Origin of the sequence: Nocardia sp. NPDC057353, assembly GCF_042667085.1 — a bacterium.
Taxonomy (GTDB): Bacteria; Actinomycetota; Actinomycetes; order Mycobacteriales; family Mycobacteriaceae; genus Nocardia.
The window spans coordinates 24,868-41,745 of record NZ_JBHVAK010000040.1 but is presented as its reverse complement, the minus strand read 5'-3'; the positions used below and the strand labels follow the sequence as shown (position 1 = coordinate 41,745).

Annotated in this window: 14 protein-coding genes; 8 read left to right on the top strand and 6 right to left on the bottom strand. The window is 74.6% G+C overall.

The features are described 5' to 3' along the window. The first annotated feature begins 193 nt into the window (after positions 1-193). On the top strand, positions 194-3,802 hold the full coding sequence (gene cobN / locus ACFUUZ_RS20805) for a cobaltochelatase subunit CobN (RefSeq protein WP_378698570.1): 3,609 nt from the start codon (positions 194-196) through the stop codon (positions 3,800-3,802). Position 3,803: 1 nt separating this feature from the next. On the opposite strand, the gene ACFUUZ_RS20800 is transcribed toward cobN, so the two are convergent. Then, positions 3,804-4,067 (bottom strand): helix-turn-helix domain-containing protein, encoded by a 264-nt coding sequence (locus tag ACFUUZ_RS20800; protein ID WP_378698568.1) that lies wholly within the window; start codon positions 4,065-4,067, stop codon positions 3,804-3,806. A 98-nt stretch (positions 4,068-4,165) separates the two neighbouring features. On the opposite strand from ACFUUZ_RS20800, the gene map reads away from it, so the two are divergent. Next, complete coding sequence (gene map, locus ACFUUZ_RS20795) at positions 4,166-4,930, top strand: type I methionyl aminopeptidase (RefSeq protein ID WP_378698566.1); 765 nt, start codon at positions 4,166-4,168, stop codon at positions 4,928-4,930. A 4-nt stretch (positions 4,931-4,934) separates the two neighbouring features. Here the strand turns inward: map and ACFUUZ_RS20790 are convergent, their stop codons facing one another. Then, positions 4,935-5,936 carry a hypothetical protein gene (locus tag ACFUUZ_RS20790; RefSeq protein ID WP_378698563.1) on the bottom strand — a complete coding sequence of 334 codons (1,002 nt, stop codon included), beginning with the start codon at positions 5,934-5,936 and terminating at the stop codon, positions 4,935-4,937. Positions 5,937-5,976: 40 nt separating this feature from the next. Next, a complete protein-coding gene (locus tag ACFUUZ_RS20785; RefSeq protein ID WP_378698561.1) occupies positions 5,977-6,690 on the bottom strand; it encodes a glyoxalase in 714 nt (237 codons plus the stop codon). 100 nt (positions 6,691-6,790) lie between these two features. Between ACFUUZ_RS20785 and ACFUUZ_RS20780 the strand changes: the two genes are divergently transcribed. Further along, a complete protein-coding gene (locus ACFUUZ_RS20780; RefSeq protein WP_378698559.1) occupies positions 6,791-7,189 on the top strand; it encodes a PPOX class F420-dependent oxidoreductase in 399 nt (132 codons plus the stop codon). On the opposite strand, the gene ACFUUZ_RS20775 is transcribed toward ACFUUZ_RS20780, so the two are convergent. Genes ACFUUZ_RS20775 through ACFUUZ_RS20765 form a run of 3 tightly spaced genes read right to left on the bottom strand, consistent with a single transcriptional unit; the run spans position 7,190 to position 10,948 of the window. Next, positions 7,190-8,593, bottom strand: a complete 1,404-nt coding sequence (locus ACFUUZ_RS20775) for a metallopeptidase TldD-related protein (protein ID WP_378698556.1) — start codon at positions 8,591-8,593, stop codon at positions 7,190-7,192. Beyond that, on the bottom strand, positions 8,590-10,128 hold the full coding sequence (locus ACFUUZ_RS20770; protein WP_378698554.1) for a TldD/PmbA family protein: 1,539 nt from the start codon (positions 10,126-10,128) through the stop codon (positions 8,590-8,592). The genes ACFUUZ_RS20775 and ACFUUZ_RS20770 overlap by 4 nt, the downstream gene beginning before the upstream one ends. Positions 10,129-10,180: 52 nt before the next feature. Next, a complete protein-coding gene (locus ACFUUZ_RS20765) occupies positions 10,181-10,948 on the bottom strand; it encodes a TSUP family transporter (protein ID WP_378698552.1) in 768 nt (255 codons plus the stop codon). A 43-nt stretch (positions 10,949-10,991) separates the two neighbouring features. Here ACFUUZ_RS20765 and ACFUUZ_RS20760 point away from each other — a divergent pair, with 43 nt between their 5' ends. The 5 genes from ACFUUZ_RS20760 to lnt all read left to right on the top strand — a co-directional run bounded on the left by ACFUUZ_RS20760 (position 10,992) and on the right by lnt (position 16,838). Continuing rightward, complete coding sequence (locus ACFUUZ_RS20760; RefSeq protein ID WP_378698550.1) at positions 10,992-12,152, top strand: sensor histidine kinase; 1,161 nt, start codon at positions 10,992-10,994, stop codon at positions 12,150-12,152. 21 nt (positions 12,153-12,173) lie between these two features. Next, positions 12,174-12,833 (top strand): response regulator, encoded by a 660-nt coding sequence (locus ACFUUZ_RS20755; protein ID WP_378698547.1) that lies wholly within the window; start codon positions 12,174-12,176, stop codon positions 12,831-12,833. A 62-nt stretch (positions 12,834-12,895) separates the two neighbouring features. Beyond that, complete coding sequence (locus tag ACFUUZ_RS20750) at positions 12,896-13,384, top strand: FxsA family protein (RefSeq protein ID WP_378698544.1); 489 nt, start codon at positions 12,896-12,898, stop codon at positions 13,382-13,384. Between the two features lie 39 nt (positions 13,385-13,423). Continuing rightward, on the top strand, positions 13,424-15,022 hold the full coding sequence (locus ACFUUZ_RS20745) for an amidohydrolase (protein WP_378698541.1): 1,599 nt from the start codon (positions 13,424-13,426) through the stop codon (positions 15,020-15,022). After that, positions 15,012-16,838: an apolipoprotein N-acyltransferase gene (gene lnt, locus ACFUUZ_RS20740; RefSeq protein WP_378698539.1), complete on the top strand. Its 1,827-nt coding sequence runs from the start codon at positions 15,012-15,014 to the stop codon at positions 16,836-16,838. The genes ACFUUZ_RS20745 and lnt overlap by 11 nt, the downstream gene beginning before the upstream one ends. The last annotated feature ends 40 nt before the right edge of the window (positions 16,839-16,878 follow it).

Sequence of the window (16,878 nt, the reverse complement as noted above, 5' to 3'; positions counted from 1 at the left end):
TGTGCCGCCCTGGTGCGCGCGGCGCAACCTCGCCTCGGGGGTCGCGGAGCGCCCCCGGTAGCATCCCGAATGCTCGCGGAAGCGCAGAGGAAACCGGTGCAACTCCGGTGCGGTCGCGCCACTGTTCACAGCCAGACCCTCTCCGGCGAGCACCACATCCCGCTGGGCGCGTCTCCCCCGAGGAAGGTCGTTCGTGATCCTGCTGCTCTCCACCTCCGACACCGATCTGCTGAGCGCGCGCGCCAGTGGCGCAGACTACCGGTGGGCCAACCCCGCCCGGCTGCTCGTCGACGACCTGCCCGCGCTGCTGGACGGCGCCGACCTGGTCGTCGTGCGCATCCTCGGCGGCAAGCGGGCCTGGGAGGACGGACTGGCCGCGCTCGGCGCCGCAGGCGTCCCGCTGGTCGCGCTCGGCGGCGAGAACGCCCCCGACGCCGAGCTCATGGAGCTCTCCACCGTGCCCGCCAACGTCGCCGCCGAGGCGCACACCTACCTCGCCGCGGGCGGGCCGGACAACCTGCGCGAGCTGCACCACTTCCTCTCCGACACCGTGCTGCTCACCGGGAACGGCTTCCGGCCGCCGGTGCAGCTGCCCGCGTGGGGTGTGCTGGAGCGCGCCGCCGCCCCGGTCGAGGGCCCGACCGTCGCGGTGGTCTACTACCGCGCCCAGCACCTGGCCGGGAACACCGGCTACATCGACGCGCTCTGCGCCGCGCTGGAGGCGGCGGGCGCCAGGCCGCTGCCGGTGTACTGCGCCTCGCTGCGCACCGCCGAGCCGGAGCTGCTCGACACGCTGCGCACCGCGGACGCCCTGGTCGTCACCGTGCTCGCGGCGGGCGGGAGCACCCCGGCCACCGCCGCGGCGGGCGGCGACGACGAGGCGTGGGACGTGGCCGCGCTGGCCGCGCTGGACGTCCCGATCCTGCAGGGGCTCTGCCTGACCTCGGGCCGCGCGCAGTGGGCGGCGAACGACGACGGCCTCTCCCCGCTGGACGTCGCCACCCAGGTCGCGGTGCCGGAGTTCGACGGCCGGATCATCACGGTCCCGTTCTCCTTCAAGGAGTTCGACGCCGACGGCCTCTCCACCTACGTCCCCGACCCGGAGCGCGCCGCGCGCGTCGCCGGGATCGCGACCAGGCACGCCCGGCTCCGGCACATCCCGGCCGCCGAGAAGAAGCTGGCGCTCGTGCTCTCCGCCTACCCGACCAAGCACGCCAGGATCGGCAACGCGGTCGGGCTGGACACCCCCGCCAGCGCCATCCGGCTGCTCACCGAGCTGCGCGCCGCCGGGTACGACCTCGGCGCCCCCGGCGAGGTGCCAGGGCTGGAGGAGCGGGACGGCGACGCGCTGATCCACGCGCTCATCGCCGCGGGCGGGCAGGACCCGGACTGGCTCTCCGCCGAGCAGCTGGCGGGCAACCCGGTGCGGATCGGCGCCGCCGCCTACACCGCCTGGTTCGAGACGCTGGACGAGGAGCTGCGCGCCGCGGTCGTCGAGGCGTGGGGGCCGCCCCCCGGCGAGCTCTACGTGGACCGCTCGGCCGACCCGGCGGGCGAGATCGTGATCGCCGCGCTGCGCTTCGGCAACGTGGTGCTGATCGTGCAGCCGCCGCGCGGGTTCGGCGAGAACCCGGTCGCCATCTACCACGACCCCGACCTCGCGCCGAGCCACCACTACCTGGCGGTGTACCGGTGGCTGGCGGACGGGTTCGGCGCGGACGCCGTCGTGCACCTCGGCAAGCACGGGAACCTGGAGTGGCTGCCGGGCAAGACGCTCGGCATGTCCGCCGCCTGCGGCACCGACGCCGCGCTCGGCGACCTGCCGCTGATCTACCCGTTCCTGGTCAACGACCCGGGCGAGGGGACCCAGGCCAAGCGGCGCGCGCACGCCACCCTGGTCGACCACCTGATCCCGCCGATGGCGCGCGCCGAGACCTACGGCGACATCTCCCGGCTGGAGCAGCTGCTCGACGAGCACGCCAACATCTCCGCGCTGGACCCGGCCAAGCTGCCCGCCATCCGGCAGCAGATCTGGACGCTCATGCGGGCCGCCAAGATGGACCACGACCTCGGGCTGGCCGAGCGCCCCGAGGAGGACGTCTTCGACGACATGCTGCTGCACGTCGACGGCTGGCTCTGCGAGATCAAGGACGTGCAGATCCGGGACGGGCTGCACATCCTCGGCCAGGCGCCCGCCGGGGAGACCGAGCTGGACCTGGTGCTCGCCATGCTGCGCGCCCGCCAGCTCTGGGGCGGTGAGCACTCGGTGCCGGGGCTGCGCGAGGCGCTCGGGTTGGACGAGTCCGGGGGCGAAGCGCGCTCCCGCGTCGACGAGGTCGAGGAGCGGGCGCGCGCGCTCGTCGCCGCGCTGCAGGCCGCGAACTGGTCCGTCGACGCGGTCGACGCCATCGTCGATGCCGCGCAGGGCAGGTCGAGTGCCCTCGAGGGCGTCACCGATACGCAACCGGTGCGCGACGTGCTCCGCTTCGCGGCAGCCGAGGTCGTCCCCCGCCTGCGCGGCACCGGCGTCGAACTCGACCGCGTCCTGCACGCCCTGAACGGCGGTTTCGTCCCGGCCGGGCCGAGCGGTTCCCCGCTGCGCGGCCTGATCAACGTGCTCCCCACCGGCCGCAACTTCTACTCGGTCGACCCCAAGGCGGTCCCGTCCCGCCTGGCCTGGGAGACCGGCCAGGCCATGGCCGACTCGCTGCTGGCGCGGTACCTGGCCGACCACGGCGAGTACCCGCGCTCGGTGGGCATCTCGGTCTGGGGCACCGCCGCCATGCGCACCTCCGGTGACGACATCGCCGAGGTGCTCGCGCTGCTCGGCGTGCGCCCGGTGTGGGACGAGGCGAGCAGGCGGGTCACCACGCTCGCGGTGCTCGACCTCGCGGAGCTGGGCCGCCCCCGCATCGACGTCACGGTCCGGATCAGCGGCTTCTTCCGGGACGCCTTCCCGCACGTGCTCGCGCTGCTGGACGACGCGGTGCGGCTGGTCGCCGGGCTGGACGAGCCCGCCGAGCAGAACTACGTGCGCGCGCACGCGCAGGCCGACCTGGCCGAGCACGGCGACGAGCGCCGCGCCACCACCCGCATCTTCGGCTCCAAGCCCGGTACCTACGGCGCCGGCCTGCTCCAGCTCATCGACTCCAAGAGCTGGCGCGGCGACGACGACCTCGCGCAGGTCTACACCGCGTGGGGCGGCTTCGCCTACGGCCGCGACCTGGACGGCGCCCCGGCCGCCGACGACATGCGCACAGCCTACCGGCGGATCGCGGTGGCGGCGAAGAACACCGACACCCGCGAGCACGACATCGCCGACTCCGACGACTACTTCCAGTACCACGGCGGCATGGTCGCCACCGTGCGCGCGCTCACCGGGAAGAACCCGGAGGCCTACATCGGCGACAGCACCCGCCCGGACGCGGTGCGCACCCGCACCCTCTCCGAGGAGACCACCCGGGTCTTCCGCGCCCGCGTGGTGAACCCGCGCTGGCTGGAGGCCATGCGCAGGCACGGCTACAAGGGCGCCTTCGAGATGGCCGCGACCGTCGACTACCTCTTCGGCTACGACGCCACCACCGACGTGGTCGCCGATTGGATGTACGAGAAGCTCAGCGAGAGCTACGTCTTCGACGACGTGAACCGCAAGTTCATGACGCAGTCGAACCCGTGGGCGCTGCACGGCATCGCGGAGCGGCTGCTGGAGGCCGCCGAGCGCGGCATGTGGGCGCAGCCGGAGCCGGACACCCTGGACCGGCTGCGCGAGGTCTACCTGGAGACCGAGGGCGAGCTGGAGTAGCTCAGGCGCTCTCGGCCAGCCCGGCGGAGCGCCAGACCTCGGCCAGCTCCTGGACCGGCAGCTCCAGGGCGTGGCAGAGCGCGACGACGGTGCCGAAACCGGGGGAGGGCAGCCGCCCGGTCTCGATCTTGCGCAGCGTCTCCGGCGAGATGCCCGCGGCGTGCGCGACGGCGGCCGGGTCGCGCTCGGCCCGCGCCGCGCGCAGCCGCGCGCCGAGCCTGCGCCCCGCTTCGAGCTGGGCCGGGGTCAGGGGGAGGCGAACCATGCCGCCACCCTAGAGCCGGTATTGATATACCGCAAGAATTGGTATTCAAATACCGGCTCGGCTACCGTGGGTCCGGTATTCCTATACCGGAGGTGTCCATGGTCGAGTTGAAGTCCCCCGCGGAGATCGCGCGCATGCGGGTCACCGGCGCGTTCGTCGCCGACGTCCTCGCGGGTGTCCGCGAGCGCGCCATGGTCGGGGTGAACCTGCTCGACCTCGAGGGCTACGTGCGCGAGCGGATCCGCGAGCGCGGCGCCGTCTCCTGCTACTGGGACTACGCGCCGTCCTTCGGCCGCGGCCCGTTCCGCAACACCGTCTGCCTGTCGGTGAACGACGCGGTGCTGCACGGCCTTCCGTTCGACTACGTGCTGCGCGACGGCGACGTGCTCACCGCCGACCTCGCCGTCACCATCGACGGCTGGGCCGCCGACGCCGCCGTCACCACCGTCGCGGGCACCGCCGACGCCGCGGACCTGCGGCTCATCCGCGCCACCGAGGAGGCGCTCGCCGCCGCCGTCGCCGCCGCGCAACCCGGCAACCGGATCGGCGACGTCTCCGCCGCCATCGGCGCCGTCGCGCGCGCCGCGGGCTACCCGGTGAACACCGAGTACGGCGGCCACGGCATCGGCCGCACCATGCACGAGGACCTGCACATCCCCAACACCGGGCGCCCCGGCCGCGGCTACAAGCTGCGCCCGGGCCTCACCATCGCCATCGAACCGTGGTTCGCCCGCGGCACCGACCGGATCGTCACCGACCCCGACGGCTGGACGATCCGCTCCGCCGACGGCTCGCGCACCGCGCACACCGAGCACACCGTCGCCGTCACCGCGGACGGCCCGCAGATCCTCACCGCCGCCTGAGCCGTCACCACTCGCCGTCGGCCACCGGCTTGTCACCGAGCTGGATCACCGGAAGCGGTTTCGTGGGAGCGGGATTCGCGCCCTCGTCGGCCAGCCAGTCCCCGGTGGGGCGGATGCCCGCGAGTTCGTCGGCGGGGGGCAGGTCGGCGGCGTCCGCGTCGTAGTAGTCGAACCACGGGAGCCCGTGCGCGGCGTAGGCGTGCGCGGTGATCGGGGTGGCCGGGGCCGGTTCGCCGGTGATCGCGGTCCACTCGGCCGCCGAGGCGAGGTGCACGAAGACCCGCCCGGCGGGGTCCGGCCGGTAGTCGCCGATCGGGCGGGTGTCGGTGACGATCTCCTGCCGCATGGTGCCGCCCGCGCCGAGCCCCATGGCCCGCCGCGCGGGGGCGGCCCCGGCCGGCGCGGGCGCGGAGTACGCGGCGGGCGCCGCGGGCATCGGCCCGCCCGGCCGCGCGGTCCGGGGTCGGGCCCGCTGCTCGGCCTCCCACGCGGCGCGCGCCGGGTCGGTGAGCGGGTGCACCGCGAGCTGCACCCCGCCCCACTGCTCGCTCCCGGTGAGCTGCCCCTCGACGGTGGCGCCGAGCCCGAGCGGCACCGCGACGAACTGCCGCACCGTGCCGCGCCCGGAGTTGATCCCGTCCAGCCACGGCTGCCGCGGCAGCGCCAGGTAGTTCTGCGGCGTGCGGACCAGCGCGTCGCTCCACGGCTTCCCGGAGACGGCGCACACCTTGCCGACCCCGACCTGCAGCGCGGCGGGCGCGGCGGCCGAGAACCGCAGCCACATGGCCTCCCGCTGGTACACCGGCAGCATGACCCCGCCGCGCTCGCGCCACTCGGCGGGCACCGTCTCCGGGTAGTCGGCCACCCGGCGCAGCGGGAACGGGCCGAGCCCGGGCGGCAGCGGGTAGGTGCCCTCCTCGGGCAGCCGGAGCGTCCGGACGAAGGTCACCCTGACCCCGCCCGGCAACTCCAGCGCGTCGCCGATCAGCTGCACATCCGTCGCCATGGTCGCCGATCCTCCCCGCGCCCGCGGCCGCGCGCAAACCTCACTCGGCGGCGAGCCACTCCGCCAGATCGGTGGCGATCCGCAGATGTTCGGCGATCGCCGCCCGCTCCTCGGCGTTCAGCGGCAGCTCCGCGATCTGTCCGCGCCGCTCGGCGGCGCGCGCCGGATCCTCCTCGGCGACCGCGATCTCCACCAGGTCGGCGAGCGCGCGGGCACGCTCCAGCGCGGTCGCGCCCGCACCGTGCCTGCGCAGCCCGGACTCCAGCGCACGCCGCGCGGCGGCATCGTCCTGCTTGGAGAAGCGCAGGATGCGGGCATTGTCGATGACCTTGGCGAGGCCGGTGAGCGCCGCCGAGCCGCCGTACTCCATCTCGGGCTCGTCGTGGCGGATGTAGGTGATGGAGTTCCCCGCCGGGTCGACGACGGTGAACCGGGTCTGGCCGGGGCGCATCCGGGTGATCCGGGGGATGCCGCGCGCGGGGATCTTCCCGTACTTCGCGCGCAGCGCGGCGCTGAAGCCCGCGTGCAGCTGCTCCACCTCGCCGACCATGACCAGGCAGCCGACCGTCTCGGCGGCCGGGGCCTCGGCGCCCTTGGCGGCGTAGAAGTGCAGGTCGTAGCCGGGGCGTCGGATGGCGCCGTAGAAGTAGGGACGGGTCTGTTCGAGCGTCACCTCGTATCCGAGCGCCTTGTAGAACTCCAACGTCTCGCCGAGGTCGCCCGCGTGCATGACCGGTACGGCGGTGTCCGCCACGATTCCTCCCTAGTAATCAAATTTGATTACTAGGGTAGGGTGCGGCCGCGCGGCTCGTCAAGGAGGGACCGCACCGGCATTCGCGACTACGCTGCCGGGCATGAGCACAAGCTTCGGCGCCGTCGCGAGCGCGAACTACGTACTGCTGACCACGTTCCGGAAGGACGGCACCCCGGTCGGGACCCCGGTGTGGGCCGTCACCGAGGGCGACACCCTGTACGTGTGGACCGAGGCGAACGCGGGCAAGGTCAAGCGGATCCGCCGGGACGGCACCGTCACCCTGCAGCCCTGCTCGGCCACGGGCAAGCCGAGCGGCGAGGTCGAGCACGGGACCGCGCGGGTGCTGGACGCCGACGGCACCGAGAAGGTGCGCTCGCTGCTGCGCCGCAAGTACTGGCTGACCGCGCCGCTGCTCATCCTCGGCAGCAATATCCGGCGCGGCAAGAGCGGCACGATCGGGCTGGCCATTACCCCGGCGCCCGCTCCCACCCCGGCCTGATCAGGTCGCCTTGCTCACCGAGGACATGTGGAAGTCCGGGATCCGCAGCGGCGGCATCGCCGTCCTGGTGAACCAGTCCTTCCACTCGCGCGGCAGCGTGATCTCGGTGGCCCCGGCCTCGGTGGTGCGGCGCAGCAGGTCCAGCGGGCTCTCGTTGAAGCGGAAGTTGTTCACCGCGGCGGTGACCTCGCCGTCCTCCACCAGGTAGACGCCGTCGCGGGTGAGCCCGGTCAGCAGCAGCGTGGCCGGGTCCACCTCGCGGATGTACCAGAGCGTGGTGAGCAGCAGGCCGCGCTCGGTGCGCGCGACCATCTCGTCCAGCGTGGCCGCCGACCCGCCGGTGAGCAGCAGGTTGTCCCCGGGCACGGTGGGCGCGGTGCCGAACTCGGCGGCGGTGGCGCGCGGGTAGACCAGCGACCGCACGGCGCCCTCGTGCACCCAGTCCACCCGCTCGGCGGGCAGCCCGTTGTCGAAGACCGAGAGCAGCTCCGACGAGGCGGGCGTCGCCACGAACGGCCGGTACTCCAGCCCGGCGGCGCCGGGATCGGAGTAGAGCGTGAGCGGTAGCCCGGTCAGTCGCTCGCCGATCCTGGTCCCGCCCGCCCTGGAGAAGGCGGTGTGCCCCTCGTGCGCGGCCCGGCCCTCCATGGACCAGGCCAGGTAGATCATGAGGTCGGCGACGGCCGATGGGGGAAGCAGCGTCTCGTAGCGCCCGGCGGGCAGCTCGACCCTGCGCCCCGCCCAGTCCAGCCTGCGGCTCAGCTCGGCGAGCAGGCCGGGGGTGTCCACCTCGGCGAAGTCGGTGGTGCCGACCCCGACCCAGGCGCTCGCCACCTCGGCGCCGCTGCCGCGCTTGCCGTTGATCTCCACCGAGCCGGTGGGCTGGGTGAAGCGGCGCCGCAGGCCGGTCGAGGTGCCGAGCCAGGTGGTGTGCATCTGGTGGTGCGCGAAGCCGTACAGCCGGTCGGCGCCGTCGAACCCGGTGGCCAGGTCGCGGGCGAGGCCGGTGAAGACCTCGATGTCGGTGCCCGCGGGGGTGGCTGCCCAGTCGGCGTCGCCGGTGCCGCGCGCGGCGGCCGCGTCCAGCAGCGGCACCGCGTCCCCGGCCGGGGTCGCGGCGCGGGCGGCGGCCTCGGCGGCGCGCACCACCGGGGCGATCTCCGCGGGGTCCATGCTGGTGGAGCCGACCACGCCGACCCGCGCCGCGTTCGGCCCCTCGCGCACGATCGCCACCACCGACCAGCTCCTCGCCACCGACGAGCCGTTGGTGGTCATGGAATTGCCCGCCCAGCGCAGCGACGCCTCGTGCGCGTCGGTGACCAGCACGATGGTCTCGTCCGCGGTGGACTGCGCGAGCACGCGCTCCACCAGTTCGCCGCCGGGGACGATGTCGTTCGCGGTCACTGCCCCGCCTCCGCTCTGGTGTTCAGGACGTTGATGCCGCGCACCAGGATCGACGGACAGCCGTGGCTCACCGCCGCGACCTGCCCCGGCTGCGCCTTGCCGCAGTTGAAGGCGCCGCCGAGCCGGACCGTCGACGGCCCGCCCACCGCCTCCATGGCGCCCCAGAAGTCGGTGGTGGTGGCCTGGTAGGCGACGTCGCGCACCTGCCCGGCCAGCTCGCCGTTCCGGATCCGGAAGAACCGCTGGCCGGTGAACTGGAAGTTGTAGCGCTGCATGTCGATCGACCAGGAGCGGTCGCCGACGATGTAGAGGCCGTCGGAGACCCGGGAGATCAGGTCGGCGGTGCTGGTGTCGCGCTCCGGGTCCGGCTGCAGCGAGACGTTCGCCATCCGCTGGATCGGCACGTGGTGCGGCGAGTCGGCGTAGGAGCAGCCGTTCGAGCGCGCCAGCCCGAGCCGCGGCGCGAAGACCCGGTCCAGCTGGTAGCCGACGAGCACGCCGTCGCGGACCAGGTCCCAGCGCTGCCCGGCGACGCCGTCGTCGTCCCAGCCGGTGCTGGCCAGGCCGAAGCGCTCGGTGCGGTCGCCGGTGACGTGCATGACCGGCGTGCCGTAGCGCAGCGTCCCGAGCTGGTCCGGGGTGGCGAAGGAGGTGCCTGCGTAGGCGGATTCGTAGCCGATGGCGCGGTCGTACTCGGTGGCGTGGCCGATCGACTCGTGGATGGTGAGCCACAGGTTGGTCGGGTCGATCACCAGGTCGGTGCGGCCCGCGACCACGCTCGGCGCCTTCACCTTCTCGGCGAGCCAGCCGGGGATCCTGGCGAGTTCGTCGCCCCAGTCCCAGACTCCGTCCGCACCGGTGACGTACTCCCAGCCGCGCCCGGCCGGTGCGGCCAGGGTGCGCATGGACTCGAAGACGCCGGAGCCCGCGTCCACGGTGACCGCCTCCAGCTGCGGGTGCAGCCGCACCCGCTGCTGGGTGATCGTCGAGCCCACGGTGTCGGCGTAGAAGGTCTGCTCCTTGACCTGCAGCACCGAGGCGGTGACGTGGTCGACGCCGTCGGCGGCGGTGAGCCGCTCCGAGTACTCCTGCAGCAGCGCGACCTTCTCCGCGGTCGGCACCGCGAACGGGTCGAGCGCGTAGTCGGAGACCCAGCGCGCGTCGGCGTACACCGGCTCGGGGGCGAGCTCGACCCGCTCCCGGTTCAGCGCCCGCAGCGCGGTGGCCACGGTGACCGCGCGGCGCGCGACCTCGGCCGCCGTCTCCGCGGTGAGCGCGGCGTGCGAAGCGAAGCCCCAGGTGCCGTCGACGACGACCCGCACCGCGAAGCCGAGCTCGGTGCCGTCGGTGATCGCCTCGACCCGGCCGTCGCGCAGCCGGATCGACTGCGTCACCAGCCGGTGCACCCGCAGGTCGGCGTGCTCGGCGCCTGCCGCGCGGGCGGCGCCGAGCGCCGCGTCGGCCAGCGCGCGCAGCGGCAGCGCGAGGAATTCGGCGTCCACCTCGTGCGGTGTGCCGGAGTGCGGAATGCTCACGCGCCCACGCTAGCCGGTGGCCGGGGCAGCCGCCGCCGGTGGCTCGCCGAGCTCAGCCGAACTGCTGCCAACCCAGCCGCAGCACCATGCCGATCACCACCACCAGCAGCACGATCCGCACGAACCCGGCGCCCCTGGCGAGCGCCGCCCGCGACCCCGCCACCGCCCCCGCGACATTCGCCACCGCCATCGCCGCGCCGAGCGCGACCAGCACGTGCCCGGTGACCGCGAAGAAGAGCAGCGCACCCACGTTGGAGCCGCAGTTGATCACCTTGGCCATGGCCGCGGCGCGCACGAACTCGGTGCCGAGCAGGGTGGCGAAGGTGATGATCAGGAAGGTGCCGGTGCCCGGCCCGAGGATGCCGTCGTAGAAGCCGATCAGCCCGGCCGCCAGCCCGATCACCAGCAGGGTGCGCCGCCGGGTCGGCGGGTCCTTCGCCATGGTGACGCCGATCGACGGCCGCAGCGTCACGAAGACCGCCACCCCGACCAGCACCACCAGCACGATCGGGATGAACAGGTCGCGGTCGATCAGCGCGACCGCCGCGGCGCCTGCCGCCGCGGTCGCCGCCGCCAGCACCGCCGCCGGGAGCAGCACGGCGTAATTCAGCGGTACCCGGCGGCTGAAGGTCAGCACGGCGGCGGAGGTGCCAGCGACCGCCGCCAATTTGTTGGTGCCGAGCGCGGTCTGCGGCGCGATCCCCGGCGCCACCAGGAACAGCGTCGGCAGGATGATCAGCCCGCCGCCGCCGACCACCGCGTCCACCCAGCCCGCCGCCGCGGCCGCGGTCAGCAGAATCGCCCAATCCGTCGCCTGCACGCCTGCCAGCCAAGCAGACCCGCCCCGGCCTAGGGTGGGCGGCGTGCGCCGGTTCAGCCTCTGGGTCCGAGACAACCCCGTCGTCGCCGACTCGGTGCTCGCCCTCCTACTCTTCGCGCTCGACCTCAGCGCGCTGCCGGACAGCTCGCACAAGCCGGTGTACCTGCTCTTCGCGCTGCTGCTGCCGCTGCCGGTGATCGTGCGCCGGGTCTACCCGCGCACCGCCGCGCTGACGCTGTTCGTGCTCTCCCAGCTGAGCATCGGGGTCTCCGGCGCGCTCGGCGACCCCACCCTGCACCCGAGCGCTCTCGGGCTCGGCCTCGCGCTCTACACGCTGGTCGCCTACGTGGGCAGGCGGGAGGGGCTGTTCTTCCTGGCGCTGCTGATCGCCGACGGCGTGAGCACCACGCTGATCCTCGGCGAGGACCCGGCCTCGGTGATCGCCTTCTCGATCACCTTCTACGCGCTGTGCTGGACGCTGGCCGAGTTCACCGGCGCCAGGCACGCCTACGACACCGAGGTGCAGGCCAGGCTCGCCGTCGCCGACTACGACCGGGAGCGCCGCGCGCACGACGCCGTCGCCGCCGAGCGCACCAGGATCGCCAGGGAGCTGCACGACGTGGTGGCGCACGCGGTGAGCGTCATGATCGTGCAGGCCGACGGCGCCCGCTACACCCTGCGCCGCGACCCCGACGCCGCCGAGCGCGCGCTCGGCACCATCGCGGGCACCGGCCGCGAGGCCCTGCGCGAGCTGCGCCGCACCGTCGCTCTGCTGCGCACCGAGCACGCCCCCGACGACCTGCCGCAGCACGGCACCGCGGGCATCGCCGGGGTGGTGGAGATGATGCGCGGCACCGGGCTCGCGGTCGACCTGGAGCTCAGCGGCGAGCTCGACGACGTGCCGCCCGAGGTCAGCCTCGGGGTGCACCGGGTGGTGCAGGAGGCGCTGACCAACACGCTGCGGCACGCGGGCGCGCACCCCAAGGCCTGGGTCACCGTGCGCCGGGTCGCCGACCGGGTGCACATCGAGGTGGTCGACACCGGCGGGGTCCCGGTGCAGACCGCTATCACCGGCAGCGGACTCGGGCTGGTCGGCATGCGGGAGCGGGTCGCGGTGCTCGGCGGCACCATGGAGGCGGGGCGCGACCCGTCCGGGAAGTGGCGGGTGGTCGCCGAGGTTCCCGTGTACCGGGAAGCCCCGTGACACCGCCGATACAGTGGGGGCGTGCCGATCACCGTGCTCGTCGTGGACGACCAGGAGCTCATGCGCATGGGCCTCGAGATGGTGCTCGGCGCGCACGACGACCTCGAGGTGGTCGGCCAGGCGGAGAACGGCGCCGCCGCCATCGGCAAGGCCGGTGAGCTGCGCCCGGACGTGGTGCTGATGGACGTGCGGATGCCGGTGGTGGACGGGGTCACCGCCACCGCGCGCATCCTGGAGGCGGGCACCGGCAGCAAGGTGCTGGTCATGACCACCTTCGATCTGGACGAGCACGCGCTCGGCGCACTGCGCGCCGGGGCCAGCGGCTTCCTGCTCAAGGACACCCCGCCGGAGGACCTGGTCTCCGCCATCCGCAGCGTCGCCGCCGGGGACGCGGTGGTCTCGCCGAAGGTCACCAAGCGGCTGCTGGACCGGCTGATCGCCGAGGACCCGGTGCCCTCCCGCGACCCGGCCGAGCTCGACGTGCTGACCGCCCGCGAGCGCGAGGTGCTGGGGCAGATCGCGGCGGGCCGCTCCAATGCCGAGATCGCCGCCGAGCTCTTCCTCTCCGAGGCGACGGTGAAGACGCACGTGGGCCGGGTGCTCACCAAGCTGGGGCTGCGCGACCGGGTGCAGGCCGTGGTGCTGGCCTACGAGACCGGATTGGTACGTCCCGGCGGGTAGCGCCGGGAGAAAAATCGGACACTCGCGCGTTGGTACCGGTAGATCGTCCCGAAAGGAACGCCATGCCCGCCGTATACCTCGCCGTCTACCTGGTCGCCGAGATCGCCACCTTCGTCGCCGTCGCGCACCTCGCCGGTGTGGTCGCCGCCATCCTGCTGCTCATCGCCTGCTCCGCCGCCGGTGTCCTGCTCGTCGCCGGGCAGGGCCGGAAGGTGCTGGACGGGTTCCGCCGGGTCGGCCGCGGCGAGCTGACCCCTGGCACCGCCGTCGCGGACGGCGCGCTCGTCGCCACCGGCGCGCTGCTCGTGCTGGTGCCCGGCCTGCTCACCTCGATCCTCGGGCTGCTGATGCTGCTGCCCCCGACCCGCGCGCTGCTGCGGCCGGTGCTCACCGCCTTCGCCGCGCGCCGGGCCGCGCGGGTGCTCGACACCGTGCAGGCGAACCGCGTGGTCATCGACGCGGACGGCACCGTGGTCGACGGCGCGGTGGTGCACACCGTGTGGGATCCGGCGCCCGGTGATTCCGGCGGTCGCTCGCTCACCAAGGGCTGACCCGCCCCGGCGGCACCGGGTACGGCAGACTGGTGCTCCGTGGCTACGCAGTTGCTGATCGGCGGTCGGTTCTACAGCGCGAGTTCGCCCGATGCCACCGCGATGGCGGTCACCGACGGCACCGTGGTCTGGCTCGGCGCCGAGCAGCCCGGTCGGGCGCTGCACCCGGGCGCGGAGGTCATCGATGTCGACGGCGCCTTCGTCGCCCCCGCCTTCGTCGACCCGCACGTGCACGTGACCGCGCTCGGGCTGAAGCTGATCGGGCTCGACCTCTCCGTCGCGCGCTCGCTGGCGCACTGCCTGGAGCTGGTCACCGCCTTCGCCGCCGCGCACCCGTCCGGGGTGCTGCTCGGCGACGGCTGGGACGACGCCGGCTGGCCGGAGCAGCGCCCGCCGAGCACCGCCGAGCTGGACGCCGCCGCCGGGCCGGGCAGGCTCGTCTACCTCTCCCGGGTCGACGTGCACTCGGCCGCCGTCTCCACCGCGCTGCTGGACGCGGTGCCCGGGGTGCGCGACGCAGCCGGGTTCACCAGGGGCGAGCCGGTCCGCGCGGCCGCGCACCACCTGGTCCGGGTTGCCGCGCTGGCGGGCGCCGACCGCGCGCTGCGCGACCGGGCCCGCGCCGCCGCGCTGGACCACGCCGCCGCGCACGGCGTCGCCGCGGTGCACGAGTGCGGCGGGCCGGAGATCGCGGGCCGCGCCGACCTGGCCGAGCTGCTCGACTTCGCGCACGGGGTCTCGGTGCGCGCCTACTGGGGCGAGGCGGTGCGCGACGCGGAGGAGGCGCGCGCGCTCGTCGCCGAGCTCGGGGTGCACGCGCTCGGCGGCGACCTCTTCGTGGACGGCTCGCTCGGCTCGCGCACGGCGTGGTTGCGCGAGCCGTACGCCGACACCGGCGGGCACGGGGTCGGGTACCTGGACGCCGACGGGGTCGCCGCGCACGTGCGGGCCTGCACGGTGGCCGGGGTGCAGGCCGGATTCCACGTCATCGGCGATGCCGGGATGGACGCGGTGGTGGACGGGATCGGGCGGGTCGCCGCCGAGCTCGGCGGGCCCGCGGTCGCCGCCCGCGGGCACCGGGTCGAGCACGCGGAGATGATCTCGCCGGAGCAGATCGCGGCGCTGGCGAGCTGGGGGGTGATCGCCGGCGTGCAGCCCGGCTTCGACGCCGCCTGGGGTGGGCCGGACGGCATGTACGCCACGCGGCTCGGCGCCGAGCGGGCGGCGGCGCTGAACCCGTTCGCCGCCATGGCCGCGGCCGGGGTCGCGCTGGCCATCGGCTCGGACGCGCCGGTGACGGCGCTCGACCCGTGGGCCGCGGTCCGGGCCGCCGTGCACCACCGGACGCCGGGGCACGGGCTCTCGCCGCGCGCCGCCTTCGCCGCCGCCACCCGCGGGGCCTGGCGCGCGGGCGGGGTGCGGGACGGGATCGCCGGGACGCTGGTCCCCGGCGCGCCCGCCTCCTACGCCGTCTGGGAAGCCGACGACCTGGTGGTCGCCGCCGCCGCCGACACGGTGCAGCGCTGGTCCACCGACCCGCGCTCCCGCGTCCCCGGCCTTCCCCCGCTCGACCCCGGCGCCGCCCTCCCGCGCTGCCTGCGCACCGTGCACCGCGGGGTGACGATCCATGAAGCGTGAGAACGCGCGGTTCGGCGACCCGGAACCCGCAGCGTCGTCGAGCGGCCCGGCCGAGTCGGAGGTACCCGTCGCCGCCGGGCCGCGGACCGGTGCTGAGCCGACCTCGGCTGGTGCGGAGGCGGCGTCGGCCGGTGCGGAGCCCACCTCGCCCGGTGTGGGTTCGGTTTCGGCCGGTGCGGGTCCGGCATCCGCAGGCACCGACGAGCGGGGTGCCGCCGGGGTAGCGCCCACCGCGACCGGCGCCGGGCCGCGCTCTCCTGCCGCCGCGCGCGGGCGGGGGCTCCGGTTCCCCGGCGGCTTCTTCTGGCTGCGCGCCGCCGCGGCGCTGCTCGCCGGGCTCCTGCTGTTCGGCTCCTTCCCACCCCGGCCGCTGTGGTTCCTGGCCCCGCTCGGCATCGCCCTGCTCACGCTGGTGCTGGAGCGGGCGCGGACGGCGCGCGGCGCTGCGGGGTACGGCCTGCTGGCGGGCTTCGGCTTCTTCCTCCCGCTGCTGCCGTGGACCGGCATCTACGTCGGCCCGGTCCCGTGGCTCGCGCTCTCCACCGCCTGCGCCGCCTTCCTCGCGCTCTTCGGCGCGCTGGCGCACTGGACCGCTCCGCTGCCCGCCCGCCCGCTCTGGATCGCGCTGGCCTGGACGACCTGCGAGTGGGCCCGCTCGAACGTCCCGTTCGGCGGCTTCCCGTGGGGCAGGCTCGCCTTCGGCCAGGCCGACGGCTGGTACCTCCCGCTGGCCGCGCTCGGCGGCGCCCCGCTCATCGGCTTCGCCGTCGCGCTCACCGGCACCTGCCTCGCCACCCTGCTCACCGCCGCCCGCCACCGCTTCCGTGCCCCGGTCCGGCGCTCCGCGCTCGCGGCGGCCGCCGCGGCCGTCGTCCTGCTCCCGCTTACCGGGCTCGCCCTGCGCGCGACCATGCCCGCCCCGGAGGACGGCGACGGGACGATCACCGTCGCCGCGGTGCAGGGCAGCGTCCCCCGCCTCGGCCTCGACTTCAACTCCCAGCGCCGCGCGGTCCTGGACAACCACGTGCGCCGCACCGAGCAGCTCGCCGCCGAGATCGCGGCGGGCCGCGCCCCGCGCCCGGACGTGGTGATCTGGCCGGAGAACGCCTCCGACATCGACCCGCTGCGCAACCGGGACGCCGCCGCGGCGATCGCCGCCGCCGCCCGCGAGGTCGGCGCCCCGATCCTGGTCGGCGCCGTGCTGATCAACGCCGACCGGAAGACCACCACCAACTCGGTGATCGTCTGGGACCCGGAGACCGGCCCGGGGGAGCGGCACGACAAGAAGATCATTCAGCCGTTCGGCGAGTACCTGCCGCTGCGCGGATTCTTCCGCCTCTTCTCCGAGCACGCCGACCGCGCGGGCTACTTCGTCCCCGGCGACGGCGACGGCACCGTGCACGCCGCCGGGGTCCCGATCGGCGTCGCGACCTGCTACGAGGTCGCCTTCGACCGGGCCTTTCGCGAATCCGTCGCCGCGGGCGCGCAGCTGTTGACCGTCCCGACCAACAACGCCACCTTCGGCGACAGCGAGATGACCTACCAGCAGCTCGCCATGTCCAGGGTGCGCGCGGTGGAGCACGGCCGCGCCCTGGTGGTGGCGGCGACCTCGGGCGTCAGCGCCATCGTCGCCGCGGACGGCGCCGTCACCGAGCAGAGCGAGCTCTTCGTCCCCGCCGCCCTGACCGCCGAGCTCCCGCTGCGCACCGACCGCACGCTCGCCGACCGGCTCGGCCCGGCCCCGGAGCTGCTCGCCGTCGCGCTCTGCGCACTCGGCCTCGCCGCCGCGATGTTCCGCCGCCGCACCCGCTCCTGACCCCGCCGCCACGCCGATGTGATGAGCCCCACATTTAGAG

Bases quoted from the DNA above. Each gene is read 5' to 3' on its own strand.
- ACFUUZ_RS20800 (WP_378698568.1), bottom strand. From the start codon at position 4,067: ATGGTTCGCCTCCCCCTGACCCCGGCCCAGCTCGAAGCGGGGCGCAGG.
- map (WP_378698566.1), top strand. From the start codon at position 4,166: ATGGTCGAGTTGAAGTCCCCCGCGGAGATCGCGCGCATGCGGGTCACC.
- ACFUUZ_RS20790 (WP_378698563.1), bottom strand. From the start codon at position 5,936: ATGGCGACGGATGTGCAGCTGATCGGCGACGCGCTGGAGTTGCCGGGC.
- ACFUUZ_RS20780 (WP_378698559.1), top strand. From the start codon at position 6,791: ATGAGCACAAGCTTCGGCGCCGTCGCGAGCGCGAACTACGTACTGCTG.
- ACFUUZ_RS20750 (WP_378698544.1), top strand. From the start codon at position 12,896: ATGCCCGCCGTATACCTCGCCGTCTACCTGGTCGCCGAGATCGCCACC.
- lnt (WP_378698539.1), top strand. From the start codon at position 15,012: ATGAAGCGTGAGAACGCGCGGTTCGGCGACCCGGAACCCGCAGCGTCG.